The following is a 23,693-nucleotide window of genomic DNA, read 5'->3' as shown; positions in this document are numbered from 1 at the left end:
GCCGGATGCCGCCGCCTGCACCGCCGCTACGAGCGCAAAGCCGAGCACTTCCTCGCCTTCACCAGCATCGCCTGCACCCTCATCTGCTACCGCAGGCTTACCAAATGAGATGACTTCTCAACGGCTGCAAGGTCAGTGATCTCGTGCGGGCGCTCGCGATCACGGTCGGCGGCGCGAGCCAGGCGGCGGACCGGGTCGTCCGCCGGGGGCTGTGCGAGCGCCGCACCGACCCCACCGACGCCCGCGCGTCCATCCTGGTCCTCACTGCCGACGGGCGCGGCCAATTGGCGAGAGGACGCCCGGTCGCCGACCGGGTCCTGCACGAGCACTTCTCCGTACTCGGTGAAGCGGCCGGCCACATGTTCCGTGAAGCACTCCGCCTACTCCGCACCGCTGCGCTCGACTGATCCCGGGCGCCGCCTGGCGGCTGGCGATTCGCGCGTCGGTCGGGACGTGGCCGCCGACCGCGCCCACCGCTGTCTGCTCGTCCTCTCTACCTGTGATGCCCAAGCATGTCGCAGGCACCCGCGCGAAACCCACACGCCTGGTCAGCCTCGGCTTCCTCGACGAGACCGAACCCGGACTGTTCGCACAGCCCCGGCATTCAGGCTCCGCCCGTCCCCGCCGACCAGTAATCCTGATCCAGACCAACGGGCAAAACGTTGGAAGACTCGCTTATTGCCCGCTGGGCTCGCGCGTTGGCGTCAGGAACGAAGGGTGCGCAGGCCGGTGCGGATTTCGCTGACAAGGATCGCGGGCTGTTCCAGGGCCGCGAAGTGCCCGCCCTTGTCGGCCTCGCCGTAGTGGATCAGATTGCTGTAGGTGTCTTCGATCCAGCTACGTGGCACGCGTGGGATGTCCCTCGGGAAGACGGTCACCGCGACCGGAAGCGTCACCTTCGGGCCGGCGAAAGTGAGCGATCTGTTCTCCCAGTAGATGCGGCCGGACGACGCTGCGCTGTTGGTGAACCAGTAGAGGGATATCGCGTCGAGCATGTCGTCGATGCTGAGAGCGTCCTCGGCGAGCCCGTGGTTGTCGGTCTTGGACTGGAACTTCTCGTAGATCCAGGCTGCCTGGCCGACGGGAGAGTCCGCCAGGGCGAATCCGACCGTCTCCGGCTTCGTGCCCTGAAGGTGGTTCGACCCGCCGAGATCGCCGGTGTAGAGGGCGAGGGTCTCCACGGCGTCGCGCTGTTCCGGCGACAGGGTGTCGGGTATCTGTGCGGGAAAGGCGTACTGGGTGTTCAGATGAATTCCGAGTAGCCCCTCAGGTTGCATGGCCCCCAGGGCGCTGGTGACGACGGCACCCCAGTCGCCGCCTTGTGCGGCCCATTTCGTGTAGCCGAGACGTTTCATCAGCTCCGCCCACGCGCTCGCGATGCGCGAGACGGTCCACCCGGTCTCCGTGGGCTTCTGGGAGAACCCGAACCCGGGGAGCGACGGGACGACGACGTCGAATGAATCGCCGGCGTCTCCTCCGAACGAGACCGGATCGGTCAGCGGGCCGATCAGATTCAGGAAGTCGAGGATCGAGCCCGGCCATCCGTGCGTGAGTATCAGCGGCATCGCGTGGGGGTTCTTGGACCTGACGTGGATGAAGTGGATGTCCAGCCCGTCGATCTCGGTCAGGAACTGGGGGAAGCGATTGAGTTCGGACTCCAAGCGTCGCCAGTCGTAGCCGCGCTCCCAGTGCTCGACCAGAGACCTGGCGTGCTCTACGCGAACCCCTTGCGACCAGTCGCCCACCGTTTCCGGATCCGGCCACCGGGTTCTGGCCAGTCGCTGCTTGACGTCATCGATCTCCGATTCCGGGATTGACACGGTGAACGGGCGGACGAGGGCCGAGGCAGGCGGCGCCGGTGCGGTCATGGCCTTCTTCTCTTCTCCTGAGCTTCGAAGCGCAGCGCAACTCTCGCTGCACACTGCTGTACAGTCAATCTCACTGTACACCGGTGTGCAATACTGGCGCCGTGCCCACCGAGTCCTCCCGTGTGCGCTCGATGAACGAGACACGCGAACGCATCCTCGACGTCGCCCTCGATCTGCTCGGAGACAACCCCGACGCCGGAATGGGCGAGATCGCCTCCACCGCCGGCGTCGTCCGTCGCACGGTCTATGACCATTTCCCCTCGCGCCTCGACCTGGTTCGGACACTCACGGAACGGGCCGTCGCCGAGATGACAGCCGTGCTCACCGAAGTCAACGCCTCCGACGCGGAAGCGGACGCGGCGTGGGTCGAATTCATCGCCCGCCTCTGGCCGGTGGCACACCGGTACCGAGTGCTGCTGGCGCTGCGCCGTGGCGAGTACGGCGAGGCGATCCACGCCCTGCTCGGGCCAGTCGACGAGCTCCTCGCCGACCTCGTCAAACGGGGCCAGGACACCGAGGTGTTCGCACAGCACCTGCCGGCAGGCATTCTGAGCCAGGTCGCCTACGGCGTCGTGTTCGCCATCGCGGACAGCGACCTGTCGAACGGGACCTTCGGCGCCCGAGCAGCGACGATCACGAGCCTGCTGATGCTGGGAGTTCCCGAGACGCGCGCCATCGCTCTCGTAGGCGACCAGCCCTGACCTCAGCAAGCCGCAAACTACCCGACCACGCAAGGCTTCCAGACCATGACCGACTAGGCTTCCATCGACTACGACCGGGGGCCGGCCACGGCGTTCGCAAGGTTCGCTGATTCGTTCGCACCCGTGGCCCGGGCGATCGTGAATCGGCTTCCCGAGCTTGCACCGCGTTCCCGGCTGATCGATCTCGCCTGCGGCCCCGGGGAACCCGGTCTGTCCGTGCTCGAGCGTCACCCGGATGTGGAATTGCGAGGCGTCGACGCCTCGCAGGACATACTCGCGCATGCCCGTACCCGGGCGTCCGGTCGGGCCAACGTTCGCTTTGCACACACGGACATGAAGAAACTGGACGTACCGTCCGGTAGCGTCGACGCTGTCGTGTCCCGGTTCGGCTTCCTGGCCCTGGAGGACGTCGCCCGCATCACCGCCGAGTTCTCCCGGATCGCACGGCCGGGCTGCGCTTTCAGCATCTCCGTATGGGACCGGCTCGAGTTGAACACGGTCGCATACGCATCCATGGAGTCGCTGCGCGGACTGGCCGACGAGGCACTGCTGCCTCCGCTCGACGAGCTCGATGCCCGAGCGGCCGGGGCACTACCCGAGCACACGCTCGCCGAGATCGGTGTGACCGAACTGCACACCGAGCTGTTCAGTTGGTCGACGCCGGCCAACGGGTTCGACTTGCTGTGGTCGATGCTCACGGGGCCCGGCATCTGGCACCCTGCCGTATCAACCTTGGCTGCCGACGCGGTCACCGAACTTCGCCGCTGCTACGCGGCCCGGCTCGAGGACTACGCCGCGCCGAACGGCACCTACATGATCCCGTCCACCCGCCGCCTCTTGTGGGGACACATCTGACCCGAATCCGCGAGTACAGAACTTGAAAGGTCAGGGGCTGTCACGGCGGTTCGGCCTCCAGCGAGAGGCCGGTCCGTGCCAAGAAACCATCGATCAGGTCGGGCCGATACTGCATACGCTCGAGCCGGTTCTCCACGAGACTCTTGACCTGCGGCTTCACGATGCACACCGCTCAATGGGCAACAGGGTCACCCGTGCCTTCAAACGCCACGCTTCAGGTCAGCGTGGCAGAGTTACCACGGCGCGCGTTCCGCCGCCTTCGGTCTCGGTGAGCGTGATCGTGCCGCCGTGCGCCGTGGCGATCTCCCGGGCGATGGGCAGCCCGAGCCCGGTGGAGCGGGTGCCGTGTCCCCGGTCGGCGTCGAGGCGGACGAAGCGGTCGAAGACCCGCTCGCGTTCCTCGACCGGGATTCCCGGTCCGTCATCGCCGATCTCGACCCGGATGCCGTCCGGTTCGACCCCCGCCGTGAGGGACACCCTCGTCCGCGCGTACCGGGCGGCGTTGTCGATGAGGTTGCGGAACAGCCGGGACAGGTCCTCAGGGTTACCGGTCACCGTGGTGTGCGCCGGTACCGCGAGCTCGATCTCCAGGTGCGGCGCCGTGGTTGTCGCCCGGATCTCGGCGAGCAACGCGGACAGGTCGACGGTTTGCCGGCGCGCGGCCAGCTTTCCGGCGTCGGCCCTAGCCAGGGCGAGGAGCTGGGAGATCAGCGCTTCGAGGCGTTCGGTCTGCCGGGCGGCCCGTGAGGCGATGTCGGGCCAGGGTGCGCGGTCGGGGTGTGCGAGTCCGACCTCGAGGCCGGTGCGGATGGCCGTCAGGGGGCTGCGGAGTTCGTGGCTGGCGTCGGCGACGAAGCGGCGTTGCCGTGCGGCGGAGTCGTCCAGCCGGGCGAGCATGTCGTTCATGGTGCGGGCCAGGTGGCCGATCTCGTCGTCGGTGCCGGGCTCGGGGACGCGCTGGGACAACTCGGCGGCGGTGATGGCGGCGGCGGTGCGCCGGATCTGCTCCACCGGCCGCAGCGCGCGGCCGACCACCCACCACACGGTGCCGCATGCCACCAGGAGCGTGCCCGGCACGCCGATGACGAGCAGCCGGGCGAAGGTCTCGTCGACCTGGTCGCGTTGGTTGGTGGCAGTCAGGGTGATGAGGGTGACCGGTCGGCCGCCGACCTTGGTGTGCTCGCCGACGACGGAGAGCTCGCCGGGAAGGACGCCGTCGGCGGCTTTCTGCCGAACCGGGGTCGTGGCATCCGCCGCAAGCGTGAACACAGCCGGTCTGCCGGCCAGATTGCGTGTCGAGGCGATGACGGTCCCGTCCGGCGCAAGGACCTGGGACTGGGCCTGCGCGTCGAGCACCGACGGCGGCAGTGGCTGCGGGAACGCCCCGCCGGTGGCCGACTGCTCGATCTGGACTGCGTAGGTGCGCAGTTGCCCGGCGATGGTGCGCTTGGCCTGGCCGACCTGCAGCAGGTACATCACGAGGAGCCCGATGATGACGGCCGCGGTGAGCGCGAGACCGGCGATGACCGTGACGCGGGTCCGCACGGTGCGAGGGCGCGCGCCGTGTGCCAGACGGCGCCAGGCGCGCGCAGGCCCGGTCATGGTTCCTCGCTTCTGATGACGTATCCCTTGCCGCGCACGGTCTCTATGACGGTCGGCCCACTCGGCCTCTCGATCTTGCGCCGCAGCCGGTGCACGAGGACCTCGACGATCGCCGGGTCGCCGGTGGAGTGGGCGTCCCAGCAGTGCTCCAGCAGTTCGGCCTTGGAGATGACGGAGCCCTTGCGCCGCAGCAGGTACTCCAGCACGGCGGCCTCCCGGCCGGTCACCTCCAGGGGCGCACCGTCGCGGGTGACGGTGCGTCCGGCGGGGTCCAGTGCCAGGCCGGCGGCAATGAGCACCGCCGGCCTGGCACCGAGGGTGCGTCGGGTCAGGGAGCGCAGGTGGGCGAGGAGGACCGGGTAGGAGAACGGCTTGGAGAGGTAGTCGTCCGCACCGGAGTCCAGCCCCTCGGCGTGGTCGAGGTCGTCGTCCATGGCGGTGAGCATCAGGATCGGCGTCCAGCGCTCGCGCTCGCGCAGGCGCTTGGCCACCTGGTACCCGTCCAGCCCGGGCAGCATGACGTCCAGCACGATGACGTCGTAGGCGTTCTCCGTCGCCATCCACAGCCCATTCGTGCCGTCGTCCGTCGCGTCGACGACGTATCCCTCGGCCCGCAGACCCCAGACCAGGGCTTCGGCGACGTCCGGCTCGTCCTCGACCACCAGCACCCGCACGGCCTATGCCTCCCCGATCCGCTGCGGAACCGGCTCCGGACGGGCCTCGTCCGCTGACCGCGTCACCGGGAGCCGGAGCAGTCGCGCGGCCCGGTCCGGCAGCCACCAGTTCCAGTCGCCGAACAGCGAGACCAGTGCGGGCAGCAGCAGCATCCGGACCACGATAGCGTCCAGCACCACCCCGAACGCCAGGCCCATGGCGATCTCGCGCACGGTGACGTCGTTCGCCGTGGCCAGCGAGGCGAGCGCGAAGAACAGAATCAACGCGGCGGAGGTCACCAGGCGGCCGGTGCGCGACACACCCTCGATGATGCCCTCCCGCGTGGATCCGGTGCGGTCGTATCCCTCGCGGACCCTGGCCAGGATGAACACCTCATAGTCCATGGACACGCCGAACAGAAACCCGAAGATCAGCACCGGGGCAAGGGTGTCGATCGCGCCGTAGGTGGACGCGCCCCACAGCGCCTTCATGCCGATGCCGTGCTGGAAGACGATCACCAGCAGGCCGTAGGAGGCCGCCACGGACAGCATGTTGAGCAGCACGGCCTTGGCAGGTAGCAGGACCGACCGCATCCCACGGGTCAGCAGCAGGAAGGTGACCACCGCGACCACAGCGAACAGCAGCGGGAACGAGCCGTAGGTGGCGCTGGTCTCGTCGATCTTCTGTGCGCCCTCGCCACCGGCCAGCACACCGGGTGGGACGCTGCGGCGGATGTCGGCCAGCGAGGTGCCGCCGTCGGCGCTGCCGACCTCGTGGTACGGGATCGCGATGACCATCGCGCTGCCCCCGGTGTGCCAGGCCGGTCCCGCCGGGGCTACGGCGCCGCGCAGGCTGGAAACGGTGTCCAGGGCGTTCACGGTGTTCCCCGCGTCGACGGCGTTCGGGACGTACACCGGCACCGCGGTCAACGTCCCGGACGGAAATCCGTCGGTTTCCAGGGTGTGCAGCCCGTCGGTGTAGGCGCCGGCGGTGGCCAGTGCGTGGCTGCTCGGCGTGCTGATGTCGATGGTCGCGGCGGTGGCGGTCAGCGCGGCCAGGATGCCCAGGCCCGCGACCGCCGAAGCCACGCGGTGCTTGATCACGAACTTCGACCAGCCGGTCCAGAACCGGCTGTCCGCCTGCCGTCGCGACGCCCGCCGCGGCCAGTCCATCCGCGGCCCGATCTTGGACAGCACCGCGGGGAGCAGTGTCAGCGCGACCAGGGTCGCGGTGGAGGGGATGAACAGCCCGGACACACCGATGCCGCGGACCATCGAGTTGGGGATGACGGTCAGCGCGAACAGGCCGAGCGAGGCCACCATGCCGCTGAACCAGACGCTGTGCCCGGCCCGCTGCACGGCCGCGCGCACCGCTTCGTCGTTGCTCTTGCCGGCCGCGCGCTCCTCGCGCCAGCGGGTGACCACCAGCAGCGAGTAGTCGATCGACAGGCCCAGGCCCAACAGCGCCACGATGTACTGCACGGCCGGGTGGATCGGCGAGGACGACGGCATCAGAAACGTCAGCCCGTAGACGAGCAGTTGCATCGTCAGCACCGAGATCAGGGCCATGACCAGCGGCAACAGCGCCAGCAGCGACCCGAACACCCAGGCCAGGATCACCAGCGCGCCGATCGCTCCGATGATCAGCTCACCGGTGACGCTGGAGTTGCCGCCGCCGGTGGTGTTGCCGGCCTCCAGGGCCCGCAGACTGGTGCCGTGCACGGTCAGACCTGGCGCCGCCGCTGTGACAGCCCTGGTGAGGGTGTCGATCTGATCGGTGGCCATGTCGTCACCGGGCTTCGGCGGATAGGCCAGGACGATCGCGCTCGTCCCACCGTTCCCGACCAGCGTCCGACTGCCGGTCGAGGCATAGGAGACCAGGCGCAGGCTCGGCGCCGCCGTGGCGATGCCCCTGTCCACCGCCCGCAGTTTCGCCTGCGCCTGCGGCGAATTGACGGTCTGTCCGGTCGGGAGGTCCAGGACCACGACAGCGGGGTCCTGGGTCGCACCTCCGTAGCTCCGGGCGATCTGCACGTTGGCGGTGTAGCCGGGGCCGGTGACATGGGTGCCCGGTTGCAGCCGGCCCGAGAGCGACGGTGCCACCAGCATGCCCACCACCGTGATCACCAGCCAGCTGAGACCAACCACCAGCCGATGGCGGATCACCCATCCGCTCAGCTTCTCCACGATTCCCTCCCAGTGACCGGCAGCGGCGGCAGCCGCTGCTCACCTCACTGACGGAAGATAGGGAGAGCTTCCTTACCGGACGCTTTCAGCGCCCGGCACGGACTGGCACACGCTTGTGCGGTGCCGCGTCAGGAACGTCCGGTTCCCGGCCCGACGGCGCGCGCCTCACGGTCACGCCGAGATGTCCTGCTCGCCGCCTTCGGCGCCTCCGTGCACGACGCCGTTGCGCAGGGCATCCCCGACGACCACCGCCTGCGCGACGGCGACCTGGTCAGCACCGACTGCGGAGCAGCCGCAGTGCGTCATGAGGTATGCGCCGGCGAGCATGGCCGCTCTTCCCGGTCGTCATGAAAGGCAGCACTCGGGCCGACGCCGCCGCCGGCCGAGCGGGGCTGTGGCCTAGCCGCCGAGACCAGCTTCTCCGTCGCCGCCTACCGCCGCATCGGCGTGCCGCAACTGGCAGGCGCCGCCAGCGTGGCGCTCGGCCCCGCCATGCCGCCCGGCGTACCGAGGCCCTGCCTGCCCTGGTGCTGCCCTGGCGTGTCCTGCGTGATGCCGACCAGACCGTGGCCTGCCTGCTCGCGGCAGGCCCCCTGACCACCGACGAGCTTGACGAAAGGCTGCGTGACCTCGGCCATGACATCGACCCCGACCTCCTCCAAACCCATTTCGAAGAGCTCGCCGCCACCGGCCGGATCGCACTCAGGGGCACCTGCTGGCAGCGATCTGACCACTGACCGCGTCCGCGCCTGATACGACGCCGACCCCGAGGCGGAGTGGATGCGGACCCAGAGCGGGCCGTATCACCGGCTCGAGTCCGAAGTCATCCACCGGCTGATCCTGCCCGAGCACCTCGGTGAGGGCAGCCGCATCCTCGACGTCGGCTCCGGCCCGAGGATCCACGCCCTGCGCCTGGCCCGTCAGGGCCATCACGTCGCCCTCGTCGACATCTCGGCGAAGTCCCTCACCGCAGCCCGCCGCCGCTTCGACGAGGCCGGCCTGACCGGCCAGGTGCTGCACATGCAGCACACCAGCGGCCACGACATGGACATCGAGCCGGGGCGCTACGACGCCGTGCTGCTGTTCGGGCCGCTCTACCACCTGTTGGACGACCAGGAGGCCGCCGAGTGCGTCCGGCGTGCCGCGGCCGCGCTGCGGCCCGGCGGCCACCTGTTCGCGATCTTCCTCACCCAGACGTCGATCCTGCGCGACCTGCTCAAGCGCGGGCGGTTTACGGACATCCGCACACTGCTGGCGTCCTGCTACCTGGACCACGGCCGCTACCTTCCGCTGTCGTCCGCCTCCCGTGACGACTACATGTCCGCGACCCGCACCCACCGTCTGGCCGAGGCCGAACAGCTCCTGGGCGCCGCCGGTTTGACGGTGGTGGACCGTCATGCGGTGGAGGGTGTAGCGGCCTGGATGCGCCCGTACGTCGACGAGGTCGCAGCCGACGCCGCCGCCTTCGCCGAGCTGAGCGAGGTCGTGCGGGCCACCGCGGGACTCGACGAGCTGATCGAGGCTGGTGATCATTTTCTTCTCACCGCCCGCGCCCGCACAGCGTCCAGCCCGGCCCGCAGCGGATCGACGTCCGTGCCGCCAGCGTCCTGGGGGGCCCGACCGCGGGTGGATGTCATCGGCCGCACCCGGTCGGTCGTGGCCGGGGCGGACGGCCGGATCTGCTTCGCCCCGGCCGCGGCGGTGCATCAGGGGCGGCGGCTGCTCGCCGTCACCGTCGGCCCGGCCGCCGACCGCGTCTTCGTGCCGCGGCAGTTGCCCGGGCGGGCGCCGGAACCTTGGTACACCGGCGGCCGCAACCAGATCCGTATCTACCGAAGCCCGCAGCGCGGCCCGGTCCGGCTCGACGACGGGCACCTGGTACCCATGCCCGCCGGCACCATGGACGCGACGGGCGCAAGCCTGCTCTCCGACGGCACCAAGCTGAGGCTGTGGTTCAGCGCCCGCGCCCAGGACGGGCCCTGGCAGATCTACCAGACCGTCAGCTGTGACGGCGGACGCAGCTGGCGTGAGCCCACCCTCGCTCTGGCCCCCGACCCCGCGCACGGCAGCACCCAGGGCACCCACGTGCTCCTGCCTGCCGTGCTGCGCCGCCGGGACGGCTGGTGGATGTGGCACGCTGGGCACGACGGCGAGCACCGGCGCATCCACGTCGCCCGCTCCGACGACGGAGTCACCTGGCAGCGCCACCACCTCGCCCTCGACCTCGGCCCGACCGGATCCTGCGACGCGTACGCCGCGGACTGCCCGGCCGTCACCGAACTGCCCGACGAGGGCCTGCTGATGGTGTACGGGGCCGGCACCTCCCGGCCGCTGGCCGCCGCCGTCTCCGACGACGGACTGCACTGGCACAAGATGGGCCCGGTCCTGCACCGCGGCACCGCCGACGCCCCGGACACCCGCTACGCCTTCTACCCCGCCCTGCTGCCCACCGGCCACAGCACAGCGGAGCTGTACTACGCCGGCGAGGACGACACCGGCCGCTGGCAGGTCATGACCGCGGGCAGCGTGGACCTGGCGCTCCTTGCCGAACGGCCCGCGCCGCTCGAGCTGACCGCCGGCATCGACCAGGCGGTGGTGCGGCTGCGCGACGAAGTCCCGCTGCCGTTCTGGGAGGAACCCGGCCTTGCCACGCCGACGGCGGCGGCTTCCGCTCCGCGGACGGACGACTTCAGCAGATCCGCCCCAGCAGCACCCCGGTGTTCACCGCCCGCGGCGAGGACGCCGGAACGGTGGTGGTCAAGTTCGGCCGCAGCCGCACGCTCGTCGAGCGGAAGCACTCCGGGCTTCAGGCCCTCGGCCGGTACCTCCCGGTGCCCGCCACCAGCGTGCACTACAGCGGCGAGGACGCCGCCCTCGTCGCCCAGCACATCGAGGGCACCCGGCTCGCGGAGCTCGCCAATGCCGACCCGGAACGCTTCCGGGAGGTGCTGGTGGACCTGACCGCGCACCTGGTCCACTGCGCCACAGCCACCCTCACCGCGGCTGCCGCGGACCACACCCGCACGACCCCGGCCGTGGCTACCGGATGGGTCGACGACCTCGCCCGGCAGCTGCGGGGCATCGACGACCTACAGCTCCACCGTCCATCAACACCCCGCATTCGAGACCGCGGTGCACGCCGTTCGGCCTTGGGCCAGGACCCGGGCGGGTTCGACGGGCAGTCCGTCGAACCGGTCCAACAGCCAGGGCGTGGCCAGCAGTTCGGGCCCGAGCGGGCCGCGCAGACCGGCGTCGAGGTGAAGGCCGTCCGGCCTGCGCACGACGTGGGCGCCGGTGAGGCTTTGCCGCATCTCGCCGCCCCTGCGGGCTACCACCGGGCAACGCACCACCGTGAACGGCGGACGGTGCGCACGTACCTGACCGCCCCGGCCCCGAGCACACCGCCGCTGCGGACACCGAGCCGTCGCTCGCGGGGCCGGAGGATCGACGCGTACGCGCCGCTGGTGGACGCGATGCTGCGGGCCGAGATCCCGTTGAAGGGCTCGGTTCAGTCGGAGGGCTGGTCAGCGGAGACCGTTCATCCTCCAAAGGAGCGTCAACAGTCCCATGGAGTTCGAGTGCCTCAGCGACGCCTTGGCGTCAGGCGCTCAGAGTAGCTGCACTGACCTGCGACGATGCCCCGCGTGTTCCCGAAATGAGGGAGGGGCGTTTCCGGGGGAGATTGAGAGGAGCCGCTGACCTGCGGCTCAGCAGTTTTCGGCAAGGCCCGCCGAACCGTGCAGATGCGGCTTCAGTCGAGTCCACTACTCGTTCGTGAGATCTCCACGCTCCATGTCCATGTCAACGCGCTGAGGTCAAGGCGGTTACAAGATCCGCCGGACCGGCTCTGGACACGCCAGGAGATCCAGATCAGTGGATCAGACGCAGGCTCCCAATGAACGTCGTTCTCCTTCGAGGTCGTAACTCACTCGCGGAGAGAAGCACTTACACGCCTGACCGAATCGGAACCAGCGGGAAATGGCCTCGCCCTTGAGACGACAACCGCTTGGTCAGGGTGAGACGGATCAAGGAACAGGCAGCAAATAGGTACCGGGGGAGGCCGCCGCCGCTGAGACCCTACACGAACCTGTTGGGTCTTACGGCTGACGTCGTAATCGCACGACCGTGTCGTACCGATGTCGTATATGACATCGCCGTGAGACTAGCGCGTGGGTGGGTGTTGCTGCCCTGGGTGTGTGGTGCTCGTCGAGCTCCGGTTGGACTCGACGCGTTTCAGCGGTCCATCCGTCTGTGGTGACGGATCTTGTTGCCGTTCCTCTGTGGGCTAATCAGACCACTCCATGGCTTGGGCGGCGCACAGAGCCGGCGAGCACGAGATATACGGAGGTACCAGTGAAGGCAATCGTCGCGACGGATCCGGCCGCGGAAGCAGCCGGGATCACACTCGCGGAGCGGCCTGAGCCGACGCCGGCGATCAACGACGTCGTCGTTGAAGTCCATGCGTCGGGCTTCGTCCCCGCGGAGTGGGAGTGGCCCTCGACGTGGGTCGATCGCGCCGGTCGCGATCGAGCCCAGGCGATCATCGGCCACGAGTTCGCCGGAGTGGTCACCTCCCTCGGCTACGGCACGACGGGGCTCTCGCTGGGACAGCGGGTGTTCGGGATCACGGACTGGCACCGCGATGGAACCCTGGCCGAGTACGCGGCCGTGGAGGCACGCAACCTGGCGCCGCTGCCGGGGAACGTCGACTTCACGGTGGGTGCGAGCCTGCCGATCTCCGGCCTGACCGCGTGGCAAGGTCTGTTCCAGCACGGTCGTCTTCAGGCGGGGCAGAGCGTCCTCGCACACGGCGCCGCCGGCGCAGTCGGGTCCGTGGTTACGCAGCTCGCCCGGGAGTTCGGCGCCTACGTCATCGGTACCGGGCGGGCGGCGGACCGCCAGGCGGCGCTCGACTTCGGCGCGAACGAGTTCCTCGACCTCGCCACCGAGCATCTCGACGACATCGGCGGGGTCGACGTGGTCTTCGATGTCATCGGTGCTGACATCCAAAGGCGCTCGGCGAGAATCATCCGGCCTGGCGGGACGCTGGTGTCGGTGGTCGGGCCTGTTGAGGCTCGCCCTGCCGACGGCTTGGCGGTCGACTTCGTCGTCGAGTCCGTTCCGAGTCAGCTGGTGGAGATCGTCGACCGGGTGCGGGACGGGCGCCTTCGCACGCACATCGGAACCGTCGCGACCCTCGACGACGCCGTCCCTGCGCTCAACCCGACCGAGCGGCGCAAGGGCAAGACCGTCATTCGCGTGCGCCCCTGAGCGCCCTGGAATGGGCCAACAGCTGTGGTGGGCTGGATGACTGCTGACCTGCCCGGTGTCGGACGAGGAAATGTCACGGAATTGAGACTGATCATGGTGACACGGCCGTGAGACAACCAAGAAAGCCCAGGTCGCAAAAGATCGACATGTCGGACGCGGCGAGATCCTACACGGTTTTCCAGGCACGCGCCGCTGGGCGTCCTGCCGGGGCGCGGCTTGATGTGTGGAAGAGTCAGATGCCGTTGCCCACGCTGGCCATACGAGCTCGAACCGTGTGGTCGAGAGGATCAGGAGTCGTTCCATGTCCGATGAGATTAGGCTGCGCCCGGTGACCGCCGACGATCTTGACCTGTTCGAGCGCGAGTTCAACGGGCCGGAGGGGACCGGCCAGTACCAGTGGTTCGGCTTCGGTTCACCGGCCGGCCTGCGCCGGCAGTTCGCGGAGACGGGCCTGCTCAGCCCCGACGGCGGCGTGCTCTCCGTCGCGGAGGCGGGCCGGACGGTGGGGCGGGTCGAGTGGTTCGCCAGCACCTGGGGGCGGCCCGCCACCTCCACCTGCTGGAGCCTGGCGATCGGCCTGATGCCGGCCGCGCACGGCCGCGGCATAGGCACCCGCGCCCAGCGACTGCTGGCCGAGTACCTCTTCGACCACACCAGGGCCGAACGGCTCCAAGCCTGGACGGACTGCGCCAATCTCGCCGAGCAGCGTGCGTTGGAGAAGGCGGGCTTCGTCAGGGAGGGCGTACTGCGCTCCGCGCAGTGGCGCGGCGGCCAGTGGCACGATCAGGTGATCTTCTCCATGCTCCGCGCGGAGCGGTCCGGCGGCGAACTGAGGTGAGCACAAGGCAGTGATCGACCTGACGAGTCTTCAATTTCTTGATGGGACTATGGGATACAGGGGTGACCCGACTTCTACCGGAGCGGTACGAGCCGTGGAAGACGGTGCATGAACCGCATCGCCGCTGGTCGCCGGACGGGACGTGGGAGATGCTTCTCCGTCGGATCCAGGCGGAGGCAGACGGGGCAGGTGATATCGACTGGGACATCCCGGTCGACTCGACGTCCGTGCGCGCGCAACGCCACGCCGCAGGCGCCCGGCAGGCTCCGCCGCCCGTCCAGGGGGCTTCAGCCAGGCGGTCAACGCCGCTCGGATTCAGGCGGAACTGGTCGACCGGCTGGCAGAGGTGGGGCGGGAGGTGAAACGCTCGGCCGCTCGCACGGCGGCTTCACCACCAAGATCCACCTGAGTACGGAAGGCCGTTGCCGGGTGCTTTCGCTGGTCATCACGCCTGGGCAGCGCGCCGACTCCACCCACTCTGAGTCAGTCATGGACAAGATTCGCGTGGGAGAAGGCCGATCAGGCCGCCAACCGGGTCCGGCGCGGCAGGGTCGGCGGTCGGCCGCCCGGTTTCGACGAGGACCGCTACAAGAAGCGCAACACCGTCGAGCGGGCGATCAACAAGCTGAAGACCTTCCGCGCGGCTGCAACCAGGTTCGACCAGCGCGGCTACGTGTACCTCGGCACTGTCGCCGCAGCGGCGCTCGTCATCTGGCTCCGCTCGTGATCGCCAGGACACTGCCTAGAATAGCGGTCCTGGCAAACCCCTGTGTCACCACCGCCACCACGGACGTCCACCCGACGCTGCCCCGCCTACCGGCCCGCACGTCCTCGGCCTCAGCACCCTGAACCTGGTGGACCCCCACCGCCAGGGCCTCTGGGTGCCCTCCGCCGGCCCGCGCCAGCCGGCACCGGCGCACCCGCGCCCTACGTAACCACCGAAGAGGCCGCGCTGTTGCTGCAGAAGCAGGCACCGGGAACCGGCATCCCGCCCGGCACGCTCAGCGGCACCTGAAGGTCTCCCGGGCCGCCTCGTGTGCCCGCCGCGCTGGCATACCCCCCAGACGCTCCGTGACGTGGAGCTGACCCGGCAGCTCACTGCCGTCCACGACCGGTCGCGCGGCACCTCCGGCGCTCCCGCGTCCACGCAGTCCTCCAGCGCTAGGGCAGTACCTGTGGCCGCAGACGCGTCGCCCGGCCGGCGCCGGTGATGGCCCGACCGGGCCGAACCGGCGATTGTCAGTGGCGGCCCGTACTGTCGTCGGCATGGCAATCGTGACGTTCGTCGACGAGACGACCACAGGGGACCGGAGCGACGGCTGGGGGCTCGAGATCGCCGAGGAGCGGCTCACCGTACGTGAGCTGATCCGGCGCCGGGTGTTCCAGGAGGTCGCCGAGTACAACGCGCGCACGCCGCAGGTGTTCCAGGGGCTCGTACGGCCCCAGGACACCGAGCGCGTGCTCAACGGGTACGCGCTGAGGACACCCCGCCGCATAGACCCCGAGGCCCAGACCGACCTGGCACTGCGGGCGTTCGCCGGCAACGGCTTCTTGGTGCTCGTGGGGGATCGTCAGGTCACCGAACCGGACGAGGAGATCGAGCTCGCGCTGGGCACGGAGGTCACGTTTCTCAAGCTCGTGCCGTTGGTGGGGGGATGATGGTGGGGGAGATCCAGCGGACCAAGGAGCTGATGCGGCAGCACGCCACCGAAGGGCAGGCAGACGCGCTCGCCGTCGACCTGCTGAAGGCCGCGGCAGCGAACCGCGGCAACTGGACCGGGCTGTGGGCCAAAGTCCTCGACGAGGTGCGCGCGCTGCCGCCCGAGACCCGCACCGCGCTGGCCGACGCCCTGGTGGCGCGGTACCACTCGGCCGAGGCGGGCCCGATCGCCCGGGGTAATGCCCTGGTCCTCATCGGCATCATCGCGCGCGGCCTGCCCGGTGACCGGCTCTCGGTGGAGCGCTTGAAGCTGCTCGACGAGCTCGGCCGTCGGCACTCCCTCTGGTGCGGCGAGCGCCACGAGGCCCTCGCCGAGGCTGAACTGGCCGCCGGCCGCGCCCTCGCGCCCGCCGTCGTGGCCGTCTTCCGCCGCTCGGCCCTGGACACCTACCAGGACGAACGCCTCACCACCTTCGTCAAGAAGCTCACCGACCCCGTCCTCAACGTCGGGGAGGTGTGGGCCGAGCAGGCCCTGCGGGACTCCGAGGAGGTCCCCGACTGGCAGGCACTCCTTCGGCACGCCACGACCGCGACGGCCGCCAAGCCCACCCCCAAGTGGGAGCAGCGGGCCCGCGCCCTGATCCAACCCCTCGACACCGACCGCGCCCGGACGACCGTGTTGTCCTGGCTCGCCCTCGTCGGCCGCCGCACCTTCGAGCTGGACCGTCCGGAGTACGGGGCCGACGTCAACAGCGCCTACGACCCCTACAACGCCAATGCCCTGCGCGGCCTGACCTGGGTGCTCTCCCTGCTGCCCGCACACCCGGACACCACCCGCGCCCTCGGCGCCCTGGTCGAGACGTCCCTCAAGAAGATCGCCGGGCTCGGCCCGCGCAACCCGAAGGTCGCCAACGCCGGCGTCACCGCGCTGTCCCGGATCGACGGCGAGCCCGCCCTCGCCGAACTCGCCCGCCTCGCCACCCGCGTGACCTACAGGGGCACGCTCAAGCTGCTCGACAACGCGCTGGAGACCCGCGCGAAGGCCCTGGGGCTGTCCCGCGAGGAAATCGAGGAACTGGCCGTCCCCGCCTACGGGTTGACCGAGGTCGGACGCGCGGAGCACCGGCTCGGCGAGATCACCGCTGTGCTGGAGATCCAGGGTGGCAAGGCGGTGCTCGGCTGGCACAACGCCGTCGGCAAGGCAGTCAGGACGGTGCCTGCCGCTGTCAAGCGCGACCATCCCGAGGAGCTCAAGGAGCTGAAGGCGGCGGTCAAGGACATCGACAGGATGCTCATCGCGCAGAGCGAGCGCCTGGACCGCCAGTTCCTGGCCCGCCGCACCTGGCCTTACGCCACCTGGCGTGAGCGCTACCTGGACCACCCCCTGGCCGGTACCCTGGCCCGCCGCCTGCTGTGGACGGTCGACGGTACGACGGTCGGGTACGCCGATGGCGAGCTGCGCACCCTCACCGACGACCCGGTCACCGAAGGCGCCGAGGTCCGGCTGTGGCACCCGGTCGGCCGCGAGCCCGCAGAGATTGTCGCCTGGCGTGACTGGCTGGAGCGGCACGCGGTCACCCAACCGTTCAAGCAGGCCCACCGCGAGGTGTACCTGCTCACCGACGCCGAGCGCACGACAGGCACGTACTCCAACCGTTTTGCCGCCCACATCCTGCGCCAGCACCAGTTCAACTCCCTGGCCGCGATCCGGGGCTGGCGCAACAAGCTGCGCCTGATGGTCGACGACTCGGCCCCGCCCGCCGTGCGAGAGCTGCCACAGTGGGGGCTGCGCGCCGAGTACTGGATCCACGGGGAAGGGGACGGCTACGGCGAGGACACCACCGAGTCCGGTAGTTATCTGCGCCTGACCACCGACCAGGTGCGCTTCTACCCGCTGGACGCCCCCCAGAACTGGGCGCACTGCTATGGCGGCGAGTACAGCATGTGGCTGCGCGACGGCGCGGACCCGGTCGACGCGTTGCCTCTGACGGACGTCCCGCCCCTCGTCCTGTCCGAAGTTCTGCGCGACGTCGACCTGTTCGTGGGTGTCGGAAGCATCGGCAACGACCCGACCTGGCAGGACGGCGGACCCGAGGGCCGTTTCCGGGAATACTGGACGTCGTACGGCTTCGGCGAGCTGAACCAGAGCGCCGAGACCCGCCGCGTCCTGTTGGAGCGGCTCATACCCCGCCTGGCGATCGCCGACCGCTGCACGCTGGAGGGCCGCTTCCTGCAGGTGAAGGGCGAACGCCACACGTACAAGATCCACTTGGGCTCGGGCAACATCCTCATGACCCCGAACGACCAGTACCTGTGCATCGTCCCGAAGTCCACCCCGGCCACCCCGCAGACCGGGTACCTCCCCTTCGAGGGCGATCGCACCCTCGCGGTGATCCTGAGCAAGGCAATGCTGCTGGCTGAGGACGCGAAGATCACGGACCCGACGATCCTGAGCCAACTCTAGCGCCGGGCGGCCCACGTGCGAGGGCCCCGTCTCCGGTACGAGATTCGGAGACGGGGCCCAACTCGCCGTAGGAGAACGAAGCGACGGATGCGGATGACATTGCCTATCCAGCCGATGAGCGGGCCGCCGTAGTCGACTGCGGCCGGCGGCCCCAACCAGGCCGTCCCGCCCATCGCCGAGCCGGCGGCAGAACGGCCCCGTCAGCGGGCAGCGGCCGCGGACGCTCCTGGCCGCTGTCGTGACACGGCAGCGAGGCCATCCCCGGGTCCAAAAGAGCCTCCGCGACAGCGACCACCTGTGGGTGGACGACCGGATCCCGCCCCACCATCCGCCACCGGTCCAGATCGCTCCCGGCGCTGCCACCCGCGACGCGGTGCGAAGCCGGCGCGGCCAGACCTTCTCCCGCTCCCCGTACAGGCCCTGGTCCCACCACCGCACACACCAGGCCGAACACCACCAGTGCCTCCAGCGGCTGGTCGGAGTCCGCGTCAGGCTGCCACCGCGCATGCGCCGCGCACACCCGATCCCACCGCCGCGCATACCGCGCCACCGGCGCCGGGCCCCGCACCGCAGTGCCGCGGACAACCAGCAGCCGACGCCGACGTCGTCGTGCTCGCCGTACGCGACCAGGCCCAGGTCGAAGGCGCGCTGTTCGGCGAGAACGGCGCCGCCGAAGCCCTCCGCCCCGGCGCCGTCGTGATCCTCACCAGCACGGTCGGTCCCGAGGCGGCACGCAGCACCGCTGCGCGGCTCGCCGAGCGTGCTGTACTGACCGTGGACGCACCGGTCAGCGGTGGCCCGGTGCGGGCCGGCAACGGCGATCTGCTGATTGTCGTCGGCGCCGAGGACACGGCGCTGAAGACGGCGCGACCGGTCCTCGACCTGCTCGCCTCCATCCTCACCGTCGTCGGCCCGCGACCCGGTGACGGGCAGGCGATGAAGGCCGTCAACCAGTTGCTGGCAGGCGTGCACATCGCGGCCGCGGCCGAGGCGATCGCGCTCGCCCGCGGGCTCGTGCTCGATCCGGGTGCGGTCGTGGACAGCCTCAAGCACGGCGCCGCCGGCTCCTTCATGTTCGCCGACCGCGGGCCACGCATGGTCCAGACGTACGACGACGGCCCCGAGCCCGAGGTCAAGTCACGGCTCGACATCTTCGTCAAGGACATGGGCATCGTCACCGGCATCGCCAAGGACGCCCACGTCCCCGTGCCCCTGGCCGCCGCGGCCGAACAGCTCTACCTGCTCGGTGAGCGCGCCGGGCTCGGCGCCCGCGACGACTCCGCCCTCGTCACCGTCCTGTCTCCCAAGTCCCCGGAAGGAGAGGGGCGATGAGCCACACCACCCTGCTCGCCATCGCGGCCGCTGGCGTCGCGACCCTGCTCCTGCTCATCCTCAGAGTCAAGGTCCAGCCCTTCGTCGCCCTCGTCGTCGTCAGCATCGGCGTCGCGCTCGCCGCGGGTGTGCCCGCCGCCGACCTGGTGAAGACCATCGAGGAGGGCATGGGCGCCACCCTGGGGCACATCGCCACGATCATCGCACTGGGCGCGATGATCGGCCGGATCATCGAACTCTCCGGAGGTGCCCACGCGTTCGCGTACTCCCTCATCGACAGGTTCGGCTCCCGCCGGACCCCGCTCGCGCTGGCCGTCGCCGGGTTCGTCCTGGGCATCCCCGTCTTCTTCGAGGTCGGCCTGATCATCCTGATGCCGATCGCGTACGGCGTGGCCCGCGCCTCCCGCAAGCCACTGCTGGTGTACGCGCTGCCGATGGGCGCCGCGATGCTCACCGTCCACGCCTTCCTGCCGGCCCACCCGGGTGCCGTCGCGGTCGCCGAGGCGATCGGCGCCAGCCAGGGCCTGATGCTGCTGATGGGCATCCCCCTCATGGCCGTCGTCGTCCTGCTCGGCTACCTCGTCTCCCGTCGTCTCACCCGACGCGAGTACCCGGTGGATCCGGCGGTGTACGCCGAGGTGTACGGCGCACCGGACACCGACGAGGCCATGCCCAGCTCGGTGGAGGCATCCCACGACACGTCGCACAGCCCGATGCCGAGCGAGAGCGGCCGGGGCGCCGCCGTGCTGACCAAGCCCGCCATCCGGGGCACCGACGTCCGGTTGCCGTCCTTCGGTATGGTCCTGACGCTGATCGTCACCCCGATCCTGCTGATCCTCCTCGGCACCATCGGCCAGAACACCCTCCCCGAGGGCTCCACTCTCCGTGCCGTACTCACTGTTCTCGGCGCCCCGATGGTGGCACTGCTCATCGACGTCACCCTGTGTGGTTACTTCCTGGGCGTCCGCCGCGGCTGGAACCGCGCACACATCTCCGAGGTCATGGGCTCCGCACTGCCGCCCGTCGCGATGGTGATCCTGGTCGCGGGCGCGGGCGGCGTCTTCGGCAAGGTCCTGGTGGCCAGCGGCATCGGCGGCGCGATCGCCGACGTCCTGGAGAGCACCGGCCTGCCCGTGCTGCTGCTGGCCTTCCTCACCTCGCTCGCCCTGCGGGCCGCCCAGGGGTCGGCGACCGTCGCCCTCGTCACCACCGCCGGCATCCTCACCCCGCTGCTGCACCGTGCCCATCTGTCCACGGGGCAACTGTCCCTGGTGGCCCTGGCGATGGGCGCGGGCGCCCTCGCGCTGTCCCACATCAACAACGCCGGGTACTGGATGTTCACCAAGCTCGCCGGCCTCGATGTGGCGGCGGGGCTGCGCACCTGGACCGTTCTGACGACGGTCATGGGATGTGCGGGTTTCGCCTTGACCACCATGCTGTGGCCCCTGGTCTGACCCGGCACATGGCGTACGGTGGTGCCCGCCCAGGCCCGGGCGGGCACCACCGACGTTCTGCGGGATGACAACGGCGGCCCTGGCAACCTCCTCGTTCGCGGCCGTGTCGGCAAGGTGATCGCCTTCGGCGGCATCGCCGATTGATCCTCGACCGCATCGACGGCGCTTGATCGAGCACCTGGCGGCACGCCGCAGCCTGCACGTACCAGGTGCCAGCGGATGTGCAGCGGGATCATTACGTCGGCGCTGAGCAGACCGCTTCCCGTGCCAAGTACGCGCCAAGGGACGTCTGAGCTGGTCAAGCAGCCGGACTGACGTCGGCGAACGCGCCGTGGTTCCGGTTCCCCCGCGCGGGGGACTGCCACCACGCCGTTCGTGCTCTCGTCTGACCGCACGGGCGGCCGGTTCGGTTCCGGACCCCCTGAGGTCAGGCCGTGGCCTCGACCAGCCGCTTCATGCCGGGCTGGTCGGTCACGCAGCCCACCAGGCCGAGCGTTCGGGCCAGCGCCAGGTCGCGCTCGTCGTTGACGGTCCAGGCCATCACGTCGATGCCGGCGGCGCCGCACTTCTCCACGATGGCGCGGTTCAGCTGGCGCAGCTCCACGCTGACCAGGGTGGAACCGACCTTCTGAGCGCGGCCGACGAAGGTGTCGCGGTGCGCGCTGGGGCCTGCCACCAGCACGGTACGGGCCTGCGGCAGCAGGTTGTGGATCTCGATCAGCGCCACGTCGTGGAACGACAGCACCGAGACCCGGTCCAGCAGGTTGCGGTCGGTGAGCACCTTGGCCAGCGACCGGGCGGCGGCCACGTCCTTGATCTCCGCCTGGATCGGGAGCGTCGGCCCGACGGCGTCCAGCACCTCCCCGAACGTGGGGATGCGCTCGCCGAGGCCGGCGTCGAGCTTCTTGAGCTTCCGCAGCTTCTGGTCGGCGATCGGACCAGAGCCGTCCGTCGTGCGGTCCAGGGTCTCGTCGTGCATGACGACCAGCTCGCCGTCCTTGCTCAGGTGCAGGTCCAGCTCGATGCCGTCCAGCCCCTCGCGTTCGGCCCGCAAAAAGGAGCGCAGGGTGTTCTCCGGCTCGGCGGCCATGACACCGCGGTGGCCGATGGTGAAGAAAGACACTGGGTTGCCGTCCTTGGATGTGGTGGTCCGGGGCAGCCGCACGAGCGCCGCTACCCCCGCCGAACGGCGGGCGACCGCCCGCCGGAGCGTCCAAGCCTAATGGGCCGGTCCGGCCGCGTGCTCGGCCCGCCTGGACCGCGCCCCAATGACACCTCAGCACACTCGTGCCCGTTCAGCCCGACGCCGTCACCGGCGAACAGACCGTGGAAGAAACGCAGCAGCACATCCCGGCGGCCCGGCGACTGCCGCCGCAGCACCAGACGGCTCCAGCACAGCCACCCGAGCGCCACGTGGTAGCTCGGGACCTTCGGATCCACCTTCTCCCGGCTGGGCTGATCCCGTCGGGTCGGTCTACCCGTGTCTCACGCCGCAACCGCGCCGTGTACCCGGCCCGGCCCTCCCGTTCGCAGATACGCAGTTCCCTCAGGACCTCGCGCAGATCGTGCTCGTCGGCGTCGAACAGCCGGCGCAGGTTCACCAGGCCCAGGACAGGCTCTGGCACAGATCTTGGGGAGATGTTACGGCGAGTGATATTGACGTTCGATGTGGAGGCGTCGCAGAGCTGTCGGCCGTACTCGGGGGTGCCCCGGTGGCGGTGTGCGATCGGCTCAGCCCAGCGCGTCCATCAGGGCGGTGACATAGGCATCCAGCCGCCCCTCCACAGCTCGCGTCGTCAGCTCTGTTCTCCCCGCCTGCCGCCATGGCTGCGCCACCTGCCGCACTTCTTCTGAGCATGCCAGCCCGTCCCGCACCCGCCAGTACAGCCGCTCGCTCGCGGCCGCGGCCAGCACCCCGCCGGCCTTCTCATACGCCTCAGGGAACCGTAGACCCCACGCCGGGCCGTGCAGCAGCGCGAGATTGGTCGAGCAGTGCGCCACATCGAGATCTGCCGGGCCCCAGGAGGTCGCTGCCCAGTCAACGACGCCGGTGATCCGGGCATCTGCCGACCCTGGGGGCGGCACGTCGAACAGCACGTTGCCGGGTTGGAAGTCCCGGTGCAGGAATCGCCCTTCATAGGGCGGCGCGGGATTGCGGATCACGTCGATCGCCGCGGCCCATACCGCCGTGTCGGCGCCCTTTGGAGTCACGACGGTGTCGGCGGTCGTCAACGCCACATACTCCCTGGGCCGCTCGACGGGTCGCAACGCATGGATTGCCACGAGTTGACGGGCCAGCAGAGGAACGCGTGTCTTCAATCCCTCATCGCCGAAGACCGTCCGGCCCCCCAGATGCGTCATCAGGAGCGACGGATACGCGCAATGCGCGGCGGTGGGATCAACCGCGATCAGTCCAGGAGCCGGCACGCCGGTCCCCCCGAGCAGGGTCAGGGCGCCGGCCTCCCTGTTCAGCCAGTCCTCGGCGTGCCCCACGTAGAGCGGGTCGACGTAACTCCGCAGCACCAGGTGACGGGTTCCTCCGTCCCGCGTGCCGATGGTCAGCCTCCGCACTTCGGCGGTGATGCCGCCGTACAGCGCCTCGGTTCTGACGATTCGTTCGCCGACCTCCAGGTGCCGGCTCACCCAAGCCAGTGTCAACGGTGGGACAGCCGCCACCTCATCGTGGTTGGTCATCGTGCCACCTCATCATCCGGACGGCGGCACGCGCAGAGGGCCTTCATTGGACGTGATGGCAACACTGCTCTGTTCGTCTCGCAGCTGCCGCAGGCACCGTTCAGGCACTCGCAT

19 protein-coding genes and 3 pseudogenes are annotated in these 23,693 nt (G+C 69.8%); 13 read left to right on the top strand and 9 right to left on the bottom strand.

Annotation, left to right across the window (positions count from 1 at the left end):
• Positions 1-108, top strand: a pseudogene (locus ACH47Z_RS42575) (IS5/IS1182 family transposase); the annotation flags it as partial.
• A 23-nt stretch (positions 109-131) separates the two neighbouring features.
• A pseudogene (locus tag ACH47Z_RS42570) lies at positions 132-407 on the top strand (MarR family winged helix-turn-helix transcriptional regulator); the annotation flags it as partial.
• A 297-nt stretch (positions 408-704) separates the two neighbouring features.
• Here the strand turns inward: ACH47Z_RS42570 and ACH47Z_RS42565 are convergent.
• The gene (locus tag ACH47Z_RS42565; protein ID WP_399084487.1) at positions 705-1,868 is read right to left on the bottom strand and encodes an epoxide hydrolase family protein; all 1,164 of its coding nucleotides are present in this window, start codon (positions 1,866-1,868) and stop codon (positions 705-707) included.
• Positions 1,869-1,969: 101 nt separating this feature from the next.
• Between ACH47Z_RS42565 and ACH47Z_RS42560 the strand changes: the two genes are divergently transcribed.
• Both ACH47Z_RS42560 and ACH47Z_RS42555 read left to right on the top strand, forming a co-directional pair.
• Positions 1,970-2,569, top strand: coding sequence for a TetR/AcrR family transcriptional regulator (locus ACH47Z_RS42560; protein WP_399084484.1), 600 nt, complete (start codon positions 1,970-1,972; stop codon positions 2,567-2,569).
• A gap of 123 nt (positions 2,570-2,692) precedes the next feature.
• Positions 2,693-3,424 carry a class I SAM-dependent methyltransferase gene (locus ACH47Z_RS42555; RefSeq protein ID WP_399084481.1) on the top strand — a complete coding sequence of 244 codons (732 nt, stop codon included), beginning with the start codon at positions 2,693-2,695 and terminating at the stop codon, positions 3,422-3,424.
• 219 nt (positions 3,425-3,643) lie between these two features.
• Here the strand turns inward: ACH47Z_RS42555 and ACH47Z_RS42550 are convergent, their stop codons facing one another.
• The 5 genes from ACH47Z_RS42550 to ACH47Z_RS42530 form a co-directional block, all read right to left on the bottom strand.
• Entirely contained in the window at positions 3,644-5,026 is a 1,383-nt protein-coding gene (locus ACH47Z_RS42550; protein ID WP_399084478.1) for a sensor histidine kinase, read from the bottom strand.
• Positions 5,023-5,700, bottom strand: coding sequence for a response regulator transcription factor (locus ACH47Z_RS42545; RefSeq protein WP_158917085.1), 678 nt, complete (start codon positions 5,698-5,700; stop codon positions 5,023-5,025). The genes ACH47Z_RS42550 and ACH47Z_RS42545 overlap by 4 nt, the downstream gene beginning before the upstream one ends.
• 3 nt (positions 5,701-5,703) lie before the next feature.
• Complete coding sequence (locus tag ACH47Z_RS42540) at positions 5,704-7,866, bottom strand: MMPL family transporter (RefSeq protein WP_399084474.1); 2,163 nt, start codon at positions 7,864-7,866, stop codon at positions 5,704-5,706.
• A gap of 171 nt (positions 7,867-8,037) precedes the next feature.
• Positions 8,038-8,193 carry a hypothetical protein gene (locus tag ACH47Z_RS42535; protein WP_399084472.1) on the bottom strand — a complete coding sequence of 52 codons (156 nt, stop codon included), beginning with the start codon at positions 8,191-8,193 and terminating at the stop codon, positions 8,038-8,040.
• 104 nt (positions 8,194-8,297) lie between these two features.
• On the bottom strand, positions 8,298-8,534 hold the full coding sequence (locus ACH47Z_RS42530) for a hypothetical protein (protein WP_399084470.1): 237 nt from the start codon (positions 8,532-8,534) through the stop codon (positions 8,298-8,300).
• Between the two features lie 112 nt (positions 8,535-8,646).
• Between ACH47Z_RS42530 and ACH47Z_RS42525 the strand changes: the two genes are divergently transcribed.
• Complete coding sequence (locus ACH47Z_RS42525) at positions 8,647-10,827, top strand: methyltransferase domain-containing protein (protein WP_399084467.1); 2,181 nt, start codon at positions 8,647-8,649, stop codon at positions 10,825-10,827.
• 146 nt (positions 10,828-10,973) lie between these two features.
• Here ACH47Z_RS42525 and ACH47Z_RS42520 read toward each other — a convergent pair whose 3' ends face one another.
• Positions 10,974-11,177 (bottom strand): hypothetical protein, encoded by a 204-nt coding sequence (locus ACH47Z_RS42520; RefSeq protein WP_399084464.1) that lies wholly within the window; start codon positions 11,175-11,177, stop codon positions 10,974-10,976.
• Between the two features lie 1,042 nt (positions 11,178-12,219).
• Here ACH47Z_RS42520 and ACH47Z_RS42515 point away from each other — a divergent pair.
• The 8 genes and pseudogenes from ACH47Z_RS42515 to ACH47Z_RS42480 all read left to right on the top strand — a co-directional run bounded on the left by ACH47Z_RS42515 (position 12,220) and on the right by ACH47Z_RS42480 (position 21,029).
• Positions 12,220-13,137: an NADP-dependent oxidoreductase gene (locus tag ACH47Z_RS42515; protein WP_399084461.1), complete on the top strand. Its 918-nt coding sequence runs from the start codon at positions 12,220-12,222 to the stop codon at positions 13,135-13,137.
• Positions 13,138-13,438: 301 nt separating this feature from the next.
• Positions 13,439-13,975 (top strand): GNAT family N-acetyltransferase, encoded by a 537-nt coding sequence (locus ACH47Z_RS42510; protein WP_399084458.1) that lies wholly within the window; start codon positions 13,439-13,441, stop codon positions 13,973-13,975.
• 56 nt (positions 13,976-14,031) lie between these two features.
• A pseudogene (locus ACH47Z_RS42505) lies at positions 14,032-14,702 on the top strand (IS5/IS1182 family transposase); the annotation flags it as partial.
• A 539-nt stretch (positions 14,703-15,241) separates the two neighbouring features.
• Positions 15,242-15,634, top strand: coding sequence for a hypothetical protein (locus ACH47Z_RS42500; RefSeq protein WP_399084455.1), 393 nt, complete (start codon positions 15,242-15,244; stop codon positions 15,632-15,634).
• Positions 15,631-18,099, top strand: a complete 2,469-nt coding sequence (locus ACH47Z_RS42495; RefSeq protein WP_399084452.1) for a DUF4132 domain-containing protein — start codon at positions 15,631-15,633, stop codon at positions 18,097-18,099. The genes ACH47Z_RS42500 and ACH47Z_RS42495 overlap by 4 nt, the downstream gene beginning before the upstream one ends.
• Before the next feature lie 609 nt (positions 18,100-18,708).
• Positions 18,709-19,431, top strand: coding sequence for an NAD(P)-dependent oxidoreductase (locus tag ACH47Z_RS42490; RefSeq protein WP_399084449.1), 723 nt, complete (start codon positions 18,709-18,711; stop codon positions 19,429-19,431).
• Positions 19,428-20,885: an SLC13 family permease gene (locus tag ACH47Z_RS42485; RefSeq protein ID WP_399084446.1), complete on the top strand. Its 1,458-nt coding sequence runs from the start codon at positions 19,428-19,430 to the stop codon at positions 20,883-20,885. Before ACH47Z_RS42490 ends, ACH47Z_RS42485 begins: the two co-directional genes overlap by 4 nt.
• A gap of 21 nt (positions 20,886-20,906) precedes the next feature.
• Positions 20,907-21,029: a hypothetical protein gene (locus ACH47Z_RS42480; RefSeq protein WP_399084443.1), complete on the top strand. Its 123-nt coding sequence runs from the start codon at positions 20,907-20,909 to the stop codon at positions 21,027-21,029.
• Between the two features lie 283 nt (positions 21,030-21,312).
• Here ACH47Z_RS42480 and ACH47Z_RS42475 read toward each other — a convergent pair whose 3' ends face one another.
• Positions 21,313-22,008, bottom strand: coding sequence for a glycerophosphodiester phosphodiesterase (locus tag ACH47Z_RS42475; RefSeq protein WP_399084440.1), 696 nt, complete (start codon positions 22,006-22,008; stop codon positions 21,313-21,315).
• A 608-nt stretch (positions 22,009-22,616) separates the two neighbouring features.
• On the bottom strand, positions 22,617-23,579 hold the full coding sequence (locus ACH47Z_RS42470; RefSeq protein WP_399084437.1) for a phosphotransferase family protein: 963 nt from the start codon (positions 23,577-23,579) through the stop codon (positions 22,617-22,619).
• Between the last annotated feature and the right edge of the window lie 114 nt (positions 23,580-23,693).

The organism is Streptomyces sp. NPDC020192 (assembly GCF_044388685.1).
Lineage (GTDB): Bacteria > Actinomycetota > Actinomycetes > Streptomycetales > Streptomycetaceae > Streptomyces.
This window is presented reverse-complemented; position numbering and strand designations above follow the sequence as displayed.

Coding starts and splice junctions, on each gene's coding strand:
- ACH47Z_RS42565 (WP_399084487.1), bottom strand. CDS start 1,868: ATGACCGCACCGGCGCCGCCTGCCTCGGCCCTCGTCCGCCCGTTCACC.
- ACH47Z_RS42550 (WP_399084478.1), bottom strand. CDS start 5,026: ATGACCGGGCCTGCGCGCGCCTGGCGCCGTCTGGCACACGGCGCGCGC.
- ACH47Z_RS42535 (WP_399084472.1), bottom strand. CDS start 8,193: ATGCTCGCCGGCGCATACCTCATGACGCACTGCGGCTGCTCCGCAGTC.
- ACH47Z_RS42530 (WP_399084470.1), bottom strand. CDS start 8,534: ATGGGTTTGGAGGAGGTCGGGGTCGATGTCATGGCCGAGGTCACGCAG.
- ACH47Z_RS42525 (WP_399084467.1), top strand. CDS start 8,647: ATGCGGACCCAGAGCGGGCCGTATCACCGGCTCGAGTCCGAAGTCATC.
- ACH47Z_RS42520 (WP_399084464.1), bottom strand. CDS start 11,177: ATGCGGCAAAGCCTCACCGGCGCCCACGTCGTGCGCAGGCCGGACGGC.
- ACH47Z_RS42510 (WP_399084458.1), top strand. CDS start 13,439: ATGTCCGATGAGATTAGGCTGCGCCCGGTGACCGCCGACGATCTTGAC.
- ACH47Z_RS42500 (WP_399084455.1), top strand. CDS start 15,242: ATGGCAATCGTGACGTTCGTCGACGAGACGACCACAGGGGACCGGAGC.
- ACH47Z_RS42495 (WP_399084452.1), top strand. CDS start 15,631: ATGATGGTGGGGGAGATCCAGCGGACCAAGGAGCTGATGCGGCAGCAC.
- ACH47Z_RS42485 (WP_399084446.1), top strand. CDS start 19,428: ATGAGCCACACCACCCTGCTCGCCATCGCGGCCGCTGGCGTCGCGACC.
- ACH47Z_RS42470 (WP_399084437.1), bottom strand. CDS start 23,579: ATGACCAACCACGATGAGGTGGCGGCTGTCCCACCGTTGACACTGGCT.